This is a genomic window from Deltaproteobacteria bacterium, assembly GCA_016208165.1.
Classification (GTDB): Bacteria; Desulfobacterota; Desulfarculia; order JACQYL01; family JACQYL01; genus JACQYL01.
This window is the reverse complement of sequence record JACQYL010000054.1, coordinates 63,494-74,142: the sequence shown is the minus strand read 5'-3', so window position 1 is coordinate 74,142 and position 10,649 is coordinate 63,494. Positions and strand designations below refer to the sequence as shown.

Annotated in this window: 11 protein-coding genes; 1 reads left to right on the top strand and 10 read right to left on the bottom strand. The window is 54.6% G+C overall.

Going from position 1 to position 10,649, the window contains the following annotated elements; translation table 11 throughout:
• From HY788_12190 to HY788_12155, 8 genes are all read right to left on the bottom strand, one after another.
• A partial coding sequence (locus HY788_12190; protein MBI4774917.1) for a flagellar type III secretion system pore protein FliP occupies positions 1–592 on the bottom strand: 592 nt, incomplete at its 3' end.
• The gene (gene fliO / locus HY788_12185; GenBank protein MBI4774916.1) at positions 579–965 is read right to left on the bottom strand and encodes a flagellar biosynthetic protein FliO; all 387 of its coding nucleotides are present in this window, start codon (positions 963–965) and stop codon (positions 579–581) included. The genes fliO and HY788_12190, both read right to left, overlap by 14 nt.
• A 22-nt stretch (positions 966–987) precedes the next feature.
• Positions 988–1,326: a flagellar motor switch protein FliN gene (gene fliN / locus HY788_12180; protein ID MBI4774915.1), complete on the bottom strand. Its 339-nt coding sequence runs from the start codon at positions 1,324–1,326 to the stop codon at positions 988–990.
• The gene (gene fliM / locus HY788_12175; protein MBI4774914.1) at positions 1,319–2,305 is read right to left on the bottom strand and encodes a flagellar motor switch protein FliM; all 987 of its coding nucleotides are present in this window, start codon (positions 2,303–2,305) and stop codon (positions 1,319–1,321) included. Before fliM ends, fliN begins: the two co-directional genes overlap by 8 nt.
• 9 nt (positions 2,306–2,314) lie before the next feature.
• Positions 2,315–2,857: a flagellar basal body-associated FliL family protein gene (locus HY788_12170; GenBank protein ID MBI4774913.1), complete on the bottom strand. Its 543-nt coding sequence runs from the start codon at positions 2,855–2,857 to the stop codon at positions 2,315–2,317.
• Between the two features lie 11 nt (positions 2,858–2,868).
• Positions 2,869–3,759, bottom strand: a complete 891-nt coding sequence (locus HY788_12165) for an OmpA family protein (protein MBI4774912.1) — start codon at positions 3,757–3,759, stop codon at positions 2,869–2,871.
• The gene (locus HY788_12160; protein MBI4774911.1) at positions 3,746–4,477 is read right to left on the bottom strand and encodes an OmpA family protein; all 732 of its coding nucleotides are present in this window, start codon (positions 4,475–4,477) and stop codon (positions 3,746–3,748) included. Before HY788_12160 ends, HY788_12165 begins: the two co-directional genes overlap by 14 nt.
• Positions 4,477–5,241, bottom strand: a complete 765-nt coding sequence (locus HY788_12155; GenBank protein ID MBI4774910.1) for a MotA/TolQ/ExbB proton channel family protein — start codon at positions 5,239–5,241, stop codon at positions 4,477–4,479. Before HY788_12155 ends, HY788_12160 begins: the two co-directional genes overlap by 1 nt.
• Before the next feature lie 573 nt (positions 5,242–5,814).
• On the opposite strand from HY788_12155, the gene HY788_12150 reads away from it, so the two are divergent.
• Positions 5,815–8,430 (top strand): DUF115 domain-containing protein, encoded by a 2,616-nt coding sequence (locus HY788_12150; GenBank protein MBI4774909.1) that lies wholly within the window; start codon positions 5,815–5,817, stop codon positions 8,428–8,430.
• Positions 8,431–8,514: 84 nt separating this feature from the next.
• Here HY788_12150 and HY788_12145 read toward each other — a convergent pair whose 3' ends face one another.
• Both HY788_12145 and HY788_12140 read right to left on the bottom strand, forming a co-directional pair.
• Positions 8,515–10,014, bottom strand: coding sequence for a flagellar hook protein FlgE (locus tag HY788_12145; GenBank protein MBI4774908.1), 1,500 nt, complete (start codon positions 10,012–10,014; stop codon positions 8,515–8,517).
• Positions 10,015–10,024: 10 nt separating this feature from the next.
• Complete coding sequence (locus HY788_12140) at positions 10,025–10,645, bottom strand: hypothetical protein (protein ID MBI4774907.1); 621 nt, start codon at positions 10,643–10,645, stop codon at positions 10,025–10,027.
• Positions 10,646–10,649 lie beyond the last annotated feature (4 nt).

Here is a 10,649-nt window from a genome sequence, read left to right as displayed (position 1 = left end):
TCTGAAAGGCCGTACGAATCTCGCTGAGGGCGAAGGCTGGAACGATCATGAGTGTGGAGACCTCGGAAATATTTTTTGGACGGTCTTTCTGAGCCATACTGACGAACAGGGCCAAATCCTTCTCTCGGGTTTGAGCCAGCATGAACTTGCGGATCGGCTCCTGGGCCCGGTTCAGAGCCTCCGTTTGGTTGATCTCCTCGTTCAGATAGGGCTGCAGCGCTTTCTGGTTGATCTCACTCAGCACCGGCGACATGATGAAAAAGCTCAAGAAAAGCGCCAGACCGATCATGATCTGGTTCGGCGGCATCTGTTGCGTTCCCATGGCTTGGCGCAGGAATGAAAACACGACAATGATGCGGGTAAAACTGGTGAACAACACCAGAATCGCCGGCGCCAGAGTCAGCACCGTAAGCGCAAGCATGATCTGCAACACGGACGATATCTGTTCAGGTCCGTCCGCGTCGCCGAACCCGATCTGGATAGAAGGGAGCTTGAGCTGGGCCTCGGCCTCGCCGCCGCCCATGGTTTGACCTATTACAAGCACCGAAAGCACTAGAAGGCAGATGAGATTGCGTGTGCTAAACGTTTTCATGCTTTTCGATCCCCTCGCCTCTATTCACGAAGGCCGCGAGCATGCGAGGAAAAATCCCCTGATGAGGCCCGCCTTGTCCAGCCGGCATTGAACTTCCCTCCGGAGCGGAGGATTCCGTTTTCGCCAGAAGATTGATACGATCCGACGTTACACCCAACACCATGCGCTGCCCGTCCGCCTCCACCACCACGATGCTTTTCCTGGAACCCAGGGACCGTTGAGCGAGAATCCGAATCGGCACACCCGACGCCCCCGTAGCCAATCCTTTCCATATAGTCTTCTTGGCTACAAAGAACGCCAGATACATGACACCGAGCACCAAAACCAGTGCGGTAACCATTTTGATCAGTTCGAAATAATACTCGGATCCCATTGCGTCGCTATCCTCTCCGGAGCTACTTGGGCATTTCATTCCGTTCCGACGAACTAATGATGTCGGTCAGACGCACGCCGAATTTTTCATTGACCACGACCACTTCGCCTCTGGCTACAAGACGGTCGTTAATGCGCACTTCCATGGGTTCACCAGCCAGTTTGGAAAGCTCGACAACGGAGCCTTTGGTGAGCTTGAGGAGGTCGTCGATCAGCATCTTGGTTCGCCCCAGCTCCACCGTAACCTTAAGAGGTATGTCCAGAATGAAATTCAGGCTTGGATCCAGTTCCGACCCCTGCCCGCCGGCCGTGTCCTGAAGACTCTGGAACGTTGCGTCTCGCACCCCTTCCGAATCACTCATCTCTCTCCTCCCTGAGAGCATGCGTAATCTGGACCGCCATGTTCCCCTTTACCACTCCGGGATGTCCTTTGAATTTCGGAATCCCCTCCACTCTCACTATGATCTCATCCCCACTGCCTTGAGCCAGTTGCAGGACATCTCCCACGCCCATGTGGATCAGATCACGCCCTTTCATAACATTGGAGCCCAACTCGACGATCAACTCGACCTCCGCTCCCAGGAGCTGCCTGTAGAAACGCCTGATCCACGCATGATCGACCTCGAGCTGGTCGCTCTGAAAGCCCGCATGAAGTTTATCTTTGATCGGCTCCAGAGATGAATACGGAATACACAGAGTCATGCCCCCTGAGGCAAACTCCATTTCTATATCAAAGCTCACCACAACCACCACGTCCGTGGGCGGCACGATGCCCACAAATTGCGGATTGATCTCCGACCGTACATAAGAAATGTCCAGTTCGTGAACCGGCTTCCAGGCCCTGTTCATGGCTTGCAAGCCCATATTCAGTATTTTCAGTATGATCCTGGTTTCGATGCGGGTGAATTCCCTCCCTTCGACCTTCATGCTCATGCTTCCTTTGCCGCCCAGGAAAAGATCCACGAGGGTGAATACCAGTTTGGACTCGAAGATCATGAGGGAATTCCCCCTGAGCGGCTCGAAGCGCAGGATGTGGATGCTGGTGGGCACGGGCAACGTCTTGAGAAATTCGCCGAATTTCATCATATCGGTCGATACCATACTCACATCCACAACCTTGCGCAGCGCCGTGGAAAGGATATCCCGAAATAGTCGGCAAAATCGGTCGTTAATGATTTCCAGGGTGGGCATCCGCCCGCGTATGATTCGGTCCTGACTGGTCAGGTCGTATACGACAATTCCGGACTCGTCTAGGGGTTGCTCCGCCTCGGTTTCAATTTCGCCGCCGGAAACACCCCTTAGTAAAGCATCCACCTCTTCCTGGGAAAGAATCTGGCTCATACGAAATCCTTATTGAACCACGAACTCGGTAAAATACACTCGACGTATATTGCCGGTAGTCAATAGCCGGTTCACCCGAGCTTTTATTTCCGCTTTCAGCACTTGTTTGCCGGACAAACTGGATATCTCCTCGTAGCTCTTGGAACTCAACAACGCGATTATGGTATCCTGAATCTGCGACGTCCTTTTCGTCAGCTCGTCGTTGAGTGTTTCTTGTTCCATCTCGAGTTCGATCGTCACCTTCAGATAACGCTCTCCTTCTCTCTCCTGAAGATTCACGATAAAGCTCTTTAACGGGAACAGGGGGCCAATTTCGGGGCTGGTTGCAGACCCGGAGCGCGCAGGATTCGACTGGTCTTCGCTTGAGGCCTGATTGGTCGCCGGAGCCGGAGCCGGCGGGCTGGGGGCGTTCCAAATGAAAAACCATACATAAGCGCCGCCTCCCGCCAGAATCAGAACAACGGCAATGATCAGTATCAGGCCAAGTTTGCCTTTTTTCTTTGGAGCCTCCGCTGCGGCCCCCCCGCCGTTGGTCGGTTTCTCATCAGCCATATTCAATTCCCTCACAGATCATAACTTAGTAAAATCGCTACTCGTCTGTTTTCCGCCCGAGCTTCGGGAGTATCCTCCGTGTTTACAGGACGGGAATCTCCATATCCTACCGCCGCAAACCTGTCTGGACCCAGGTCGCTTCTCTCGCGCAAGATATTCAGTACATTGACGGCCCTGGCCACGGACAGTTCCCAATTGCTCGGAAAACGCGCCGTGCGTATCGGTATGTTGTCCGTGTGCCCCTCGACAACGATTCCCAACTCCGGGTTGCGGTTCAGGAAACCCGCTATTCGATCCAATATTTTGCTCGCCTCGCCTTTAAGTTCCGCGCTTCCCATCTCGAACAGAAAAACCTGAGGCACGGAAATCGCTACTGTATCCTCGTCTCTGATTTCGAAGCTGAGTCCGGGGGTTTCTTGTTTCAAATCCTCGGCTCCGGCCATCAATTTTTTTCGCCGTATCACTTCTTCCGGCAAGGGAGGAATCTTTCGGTATTCCGTATCCGTGGTGTCCGATGTCTCTCCATCACCGATTTCCCCCGTTGTCTGGATAGGCTTCACGACCACATTTGCCGGAGTCTCTTTCTGCCGAAGCGCATCTTCACCCGGAGAAGCCTCTTGGTCTTCCTCCACTCGATACAGGTTCTCTACGACTTTCTTCCGCTTTCCGATTTTTAAAACCGGCAGGATCGGCTCGAATACCTGTGTTTCCTCTCCGGACCCGCCCCCCAAAACCCCCAGGGCGCCTCTCAACTCAGTGTACATCTTCTTGGTTTTTCCCCCTTCGAGCGACCCCATGGTCAGCAGGAGCACGAAAAAGGTCAGAAGAAGGGTCATGAGATCGTTGAACGTGGCGAGCCAGTTGCCCTTTGGAGGGGCTGGTCTTGCTTTACCCTTCGCCATAACGTCCTTTCGGAAGACTCTTCAATCGGATCTCCACTCGGCGGTTTTGGGACCGCCCTTCCGGAGTATCGTTTTCGGCTATGGGTCTGAACTCCCCGTAACCTCTGGCTTCGATACGAGAAGCGGGTATACAAAACTGGGTTTCCATGAATCGCATCACCTCCGCCGCCCTCATGGCGGACAGTTCCCAATTCGAGGGATACAATGGCGTGTGAATCGGCCGGTCGTCCGTATGCCCTTCGACCACGGCGAGAACATTGGACTTCCGGATCGAATTGGCAATGATGTCAATGAGTTTGTATGCTTCATGTTTCAAATTCGCGTTTCCCGCATCGAACAGCAGCGCATCTCTTAGGACAAACTGTACTCCCTCCTCAGACCATTTGACGGATACGAATTCCTCCAATCCCGTTTCCTTGATCTGGGCCTGCAGGTTTTCAATCGACCGCCTCATTTCCGCCCTCACCGCCAATCGGCCTTTCGACGGCTGATCCGGAGAATACAAAGTCAGTTCCTTGCCCAGTTCCGCACTTAGCCCCCCCTCAAGAAGGGCCACGGCTCCCTTGAACGATCGCGCGATTTCGATTATCTTTCCTCGTTCCTTGTTGCTGAGAGCATTCAGAAGGCAGAAGAACGACACAAGGATGATGGCCAGGCAGGTAAATACCATTTCCCAAGCCGCACCTGACTCGCTTTCGCTTTTTTTTCTTCTTGCCATCAGTTAAACGCGCTTTTCCGCTCGGCCGGCGGAACGAATGCATGAAGTTTACTTTCAACGATCCTGGGATTATCTCCCGCCTGAATCGAACGGATACCCTCACTAATGAGTTGCTTGATCAGAATCTCCTCCTGGGTGCGGGTCCTCAATTTGCCGGCGATAGGCAGACAGATCAGGTTGGACAATATAACCCCGTAAAAGGTGGTCAAGAGCGCCACGGCCATCGCCGGCCCTATTTTGCTGGGGTCGTCCATTTGCATCAGCATTTGCACCAAACCGATCAGAGTGCCTAACATGCCCATGGCCGGCGCATAGTTGCCCATGGTCGTGAAAATCTCCGCCCCAAGCCGATGGCGCTCTTCGATAAACTCGATCTCGGTTTCCAGTATGGAGGAAATAATGTCCGGCTCGAGTCCATCGATGGCCAATGTGATCCCCTTTGACATGAAGGGATCGGCGATCTTGTCCGACTGACCTTGAAGGGCCAGGATGCCCTCCCGCCTGGTAATCTGCGCAAAGTCCACCATCTGACCGATCACCGCTTCCCTGGATGGAAGCGAATGAAACAGAACATTACGAGTCACATTGAATATCCCCAGGAGATCTTTCAGGGGATAATTGATCAGTGTCGCCCCGATGGTTCCCCCGAACACGATCATCACCGAAGGGATGTCCACGAACCAGGCGAGACCGCCTCCCATGAGAATGGCGACAAAAACAAGTGTGAATGCTCCCAGAATTCCGACTACAGTTGAGATGTCCATGGGTACCCCGTAGATTTTCGCTGCATCACATTTTGAGCAAATTCCGTACCACGCAGATCGATCATACGGCAAAAGGGATTATGGAATCCTTTTCGAGGTTCGCTTCTCACCGCTTTCCGCCTACTCCACCGACTCGACTTCCGACAAACGGGTCTTCCCGAACAAAAGCACGGACCTCTTTCAGTCCTCCAAAAAGACCTTCAGCAATCAAAAGTCCCTCCCGGACCGGAGGCGCACCCCTTGTTAACGGCATCATCCCGGCGTTAGTCACAATTTTGACGCCCGGAGGAGATTTAAAGACGTGTCTTCCACTACGGTTGCTACGGACCTTCGATCTTCCAACCGCCTTGAGCGGGTCCTCAAACTATGCTATACCTAGCTTCATCAGCTCGATAAAACGACCGTCGAGAGCTATAAACACCCCTGCTCTCCGTCGTGAAGAGCAACTTCCTAGTATATGCTATCACAAAACCGTTGCTGAATCCGTTCTGTTTTCCGTCGGACCGACGCCCATTCGGTGTCTTGGTCCCGTAATAACAGGTTTAAGCCGGACACGAAAGCAAGTCTCGAATCATGGAAGACACGAATCGACTCGAGCAGAATCTCCACCTCCTTGCGAGGAGTCGGCCCCAACTGGCGGAAGAAATCCTCGGAGCCCCCGACTTGCCGGAAGGCATGCTGTTTTGGACCGATTCCGGATATCCGAATCTCCGCATATCCATTCCCGGCGGAAAGACCAAAACCCTATACCTGGGTGAAGTACCGGATTTCGAGTCCCAGCTGAAGGATACCCCTTCCCAAAAGGGGGAAGACACCGCAACGGTAATGCTCGGCTTCGGCCTGGGTTTTCTGGCGAACATGTTCGCCCGGCGCATGGATCCGAACCACCCTTTTATCATACTTGAATTCGACCTGCGTATCCTTAAGGCCGCCTTCCGCCATACCGATCTCTCCCCACTGCTCAACCATCCGAAGATTTACTGGATACGGAATAACGAAGAACTGGAAGAGACGTTCGACAAACTGCAAAACGACGTAGTGGTGCGGGTCCACGCCGCTTTTCGCTCGGTGTATATGGAATCCCAACCGGCTCTTTACCAGTCATTGCGGCAGAAAATACAAAACCTGATCTACCACGTCACCGGATCGGCAAAATTTGTCGAACTTCGAGGTCTTCTCACCACTGCGAACAGTATACGAAACCTCCCTCACAGGATCACGAATCAGGGCGCCGGCAGACTCTTCGGCCAATTCAAGGGGATTCCCGCCGTACTCATCGGAGGCGGTCCCAGCCTGGAACACAACCTGTTTCACCTGCGGGGTTATGAAGACCGGGTTCTGATCATCTGCTCCGACAGCGCGCTCAGGCTCACCCTGGCCATGGGAATCACTCCCCACTTCGTTACATGTATCGACCCTCTCGAACTTAATCTTAAGAAATTTGAAGGCGTTCCCGTTCCTCCCCATGTGTCCCTGGTATGCCCTCCGGTGGTGAATTGCGATATCCTCAATCAATTTCCGGGTCCTATCTTTTTTCATCTCAGGAGCCGCCAGGACGTGCTGTGGTCGTCTCCGGCCATCGGAGACGAGGGATACCTGAAACCGGTCACCACCGTAGCCCTCCTATCCCTGCACCTGGCTCTTTCCATGGGTTGTGACCCCATCGTTCTTATGGGTCAGGATCTCGCGTTCTCGGAGGACAAGACGCATGCGGCAGGTCAGGACACATGGTCGTACAAAAGCTTGCCTGAAGAGACCATCGTAGCGGTGCGGGACGTGTGGGGCAGGGAAGTCAAGACGGTTACCCAGTTCCTGGGCTTCGCTCAGGTCTTCGAGCTGGAGGCCTCGACGAACCGGCGGCGGTTCATCAACGCCTCGGAGAGCGGCATCTCACTCAAAGGCTACCAGCCGATGCGGCTCAAAGACGCTCTGAACTCGTTCTGCATTCGGCCCGAAAAACGGATTCAAGAGCCCTGGTGGCTAGAGCCCGCTAGGGCGTTGGACCGGTCGAACGCCCTAGCTTCCATGATCGAATCCTTGGAACGGCATAATCGGACACTTAAACGGTTGATGCAGCTTTGTAGCAAGATCAAGCCTTCGAAAGTCGGGAGCAGGTTTTCAATCAGCCCCAAGGCCGTCCAATCTCTGGACCATATCTGTCAGAACCTACCCGGTTGGGCTCCATCCCTGTTTCTGCTTGCCGGGACTTCAGCCACCTTGCTGAGATGGACCATACGGACCCCGCCCGCGGAGATGGCGAGACTATTCCGTCGAGACATGGACGCGGCGTTCACGTTTTCAGAGGTGGCCCGCAACAAAGGTCCCGAGCTGCTACGCGCACTGGATGAAGCCTTGCAGCGTCTCAGGCTCCTTGCGGCAGCCGAAACCGGTTGGGAGGGAGAATCCCGGGAGCATCTCCACAAGCTGGCGCACATGATGTGGAAACAGAAGTTGCCGGCAGTCGCCCAATCTCTGTTTCAGCAAGTTACGACATCAGAGGCCCATGAGGATACCATCTCTTCCCGACTGGAGATTTTGCTGCAAATGAATCAACAAGTGCTTGTACTCCGGGAGGATTGGCTCGAGAAGAATCGATCAACCTCCCGGAAGGCCGCGCAAATCCTGGAACGGGCTCATCTTCAGCAGGAGGCATGGAACCGGTACGTCCGGATCGTTCGGGAAAAATACGTCCCCAGAGAAGCCGATCCACGGCAGATTCTCAGCCAGGGGGCTCTTTTCTACTTCAGGGCCGGGAACGTCAAACACGCGGACGCCCTGCTTTCCGCCTATGTGTCTCGATACGGCGAGACAGGCGCCGCCCTCTGTCTGAAAGGCGAATTCCTCCTGGGCTCGGCCAAATGGGACCAGGCCCTGCCGACGTTGAGACGAGCCGCCGAACTCGAGCCGAACAACCCCAAAGCGCTGAAGCTCCTGGGCAGGGCTTGTTTGGAAACGGGTTCCATGGACAAGGCCGAATCCTGCCTGCTCAAGGCGATCGAGGCCGATCCCGACGATGTTCAGACCCACGAGACCCTAGCCGAACTCTATTTTCGTTCTCAGCGAGTCAAAGATGCGCTTGCGACTCTGGAACGAGCCTTGGAACGGTTTCCGTCCAGTTTCTTTTTGAGAGAAAAACTCGATATGGTGCGAGGTGTCAGATCTCCCGACCTCGAGCCAACCTCATCGTGATGCGCACATTGTCGGCCGCCGGCAATAAAACGGCCGGAGTTCCCTGCAGAACCCCGGCCTCGAGGGGAAGGGCGCTTCCAACTATTATCGCTTGATGTTCATGAGATCGGCCAGCATGGCATCGGCCGTACTGACGACCTTGGTGTTGGCCGTATAGGCGCGTTGAGCCGTGATGAGGCGTACGAATTCGGAAGCCATGTCCACGTTGGACAGTTCCAGCGAAAAGGAGGTTACGGTGGCGAGGCCGGTTCCTGGACGGTTGTGGATGGCCTGCCCCGACTCGCGGGAAGGCTGATAGCGTGTGTCGCCGACCTTAACCATTCCATTCAGGTTGCGAAAGAATCCCAGGACAAACTGTCCGACTTCCCGGGTCTGCCCGTTTGTGAAGGTGCCCGTTATAAAACCTTCCTGAGAAATCTCGAGCGTCTTCAACTCACCGGCCCCGTACCCGTCCTGAAGGATCTCGCTGGTAACGGAAGGAGCGGAATACTGGGTCACGTTATCGAAATTCACGTCGATGACCTGGTTCGCTATCGCGCCTGTGGATAGATGCAGCTCCACTGCGAGCCCATGGGGATCCGGGGTAACGATCAAGCCCGTGGGTCCGAACGTAAGACCAACGGGCCAACCCGTATCCGTGTAGTGATTGTATTCAACTTGCCATGCGCCGCTGCTCGGCAGGGCTCCAAAAGTGAGCGTCATATCCCCGTCCCCGTCCACCGCTACCAGAACCTGCCCCGGAGTCGGATTGCCCTCGTAGATCCGGGTGAGAGGCACGACGCCCGATCCGTCCGAAAACACCATACTGTTCAGGTCCACGTGGGGGTTGGCAAGGGTGTACGGGCCCGTACCGCTTCCCAAAACCTCGATACCGCTGGCCGAGGCCGCCGCGGAAGTGCCCGTGGCAATGCCGAATTCCGGTGGAATCGAAGGAACGGCGCTCCACTGGTTGATGCCGGTTTTGGTAAAGGTGAACGAAAGCGGGATATCCCGACCCTGAGAATCGTATACGATAACGGTGGTGCTGTAACGCCCGCTGTACGTCGCCTCGTCCGTGGCCACGTAAACCGGAGCTTCCGCGTCCAGGTTAAGACCCAATTGGGCGTCTTCAGTTGCTTGGGCCTGACCCAAGACGTTGCTCACTCTCAGGTCCACTTCCTTGGTGTAGTCGATCTGACCGTTGGCGTCCAGACCGTAACCTTCGACCCGCAAGCCGTCCGAAGAGATCAGAAATCCTTCACGGTCGATAATGAATTCGCCGTTTCGCGTGTAGTAGAGGGTTTCGCTGTTAGGATCTCGGATCACGAAAAAGCCGTCCCCTTCGATCGCCACGTCGGTCACGTTTTCCGTCCGGTTCAAGGAGCCCTGGATGAAATCCGTTTTTACGCTCCCCATGAAAACGCCTCGTCCGATTTGGATATTGGACGCCCCACCTTGGAGACTGGCGCTCAATATATCGAAGAAGGTCCCGTTACTCCTCTTGAAACCCACGGTATTCGTGTTGGCGATATTGTTGCCCAGAATACTCATGGTATACGAATTAGCGGTCAAGCCCGTGATGCCTGAATATAACGCGCCTAGCATGTCGCCCTCCTCACGCTTCCTGCTCTTTTATCCCGACGATTTCCGCCAGCGTGACGTTCTCCCCGTTTACGACCAGAAACGTGACCCCACTGTCAAAAGATATGCCCGTTACTTCGCCCTTCTGGTAGGTGCTGGCCGAAACCGAATCACCGTCAAGGTTCTTGGCCCGAACAACATACGTATACGCGCCCGGGTCAGCGGCCTCTCCCTCGTAATTCATGCCGTCCCAATGAACGGTCTGCCTGCCCGCTTCGAGATTATTCACTTCCCAGGTTCGCACGGCTTTTCCTTCTTCGTCCGTGACGGTGATGGCCACGGTGGCCGCGTCGTCCTGAAGCTCGAAGGTCAGGTCGGCGCCCGAATCACCTTCCTGCAGTTGAATCCCGTCACCCTGGTAGGTGACGTCTTTCCCGATAAGCCCTACTGCCAGCGCGCTGATCGTGGAAGCCTGAAAGTTGATCATGTCATCGACGGAGTCGTTCAGATTCTCCAGTTCTTCAACCTGCGTAAACATGGCGAGCTGAGCTGAAAAATCCTCGTTCTTCATGGGCTCCAGGGGGTTCTGATTTTGTATTTGGGCGATGAACAATTTCAGGAAATCTTCTTTCCCCATCATTTGTTGTACATCCATAGCC

Bases quoted from the DNA above. Each gene is read 5' to 3' on its own strand.
- HY788_12145 (MBI4774908.1), bottom strand. From the start codon at position 10,014: ATGCTAGGCGCGTTATATTCAGGCATCACGGGCTTGACCGCTAATTCG.
- fliN (MBI4774915.1), bottom strand. From the start codon at position 1,326: ATGAGTGATTCGGAAGGGGTGCGAGACGCAACGTTCCAGAGTCTTCAG.
- HY788_12140 (MBI4774907.1), bottom strand. From the start codon at position 10,645: ATGGATGTACAACAAATGATGGGGAAAGAAGATTTCCTGAAATTGTTC.
- HY788_12155 (MBI4774910.1), bottom strand. From the start codon at position 5,241: ATGGACATCTCAACTGTAGTCGGAATTCTGGGAGCATTCACACTTGTT.
- HY788_12160 (MBI4774911.1), bottom strand. From the start codon at position 4,477: ATGGCAAGAAGAAAAAAAAGCGAAAGCGAGTCAGGTGCGGCTTGGGAA.
- HY788_12165 (MBI4774912.1), bottom strand. From the start codon at position 3,759: ATGGCGAAGGGTAAAGCAAGACCAGCCCCTCCAAAGGGCAACTGGCTC.
- HY788_12150 (MBI4774909.1), top strand. From the start codon at position 5,815: ATGGAAGACACGAATCGACTCGAGCAGAATCTCCACCTCCTTGCGAGG.
- fliM (MBI4774914.1), bottom strand. From the start codon at position 2,305: ATGAGCCAGATTCTTTCCCAGGAAGAGGTGGATGCTTTACTAAGGGGT.
- fliO (MBI4774916.1), bottom strand. From the start codon at position 965: ATGGGATCCGAGTATTATTTCGAACTGATCAAAATGGTTACCGCACTG.
- HY788_12170 (MBI4774913.1), bottom strand. From the start codon at position 2,857: ATGGCTGATGAGAAACCGACCAACGGCGGGGGGGCCGCAGCGGAGGCT.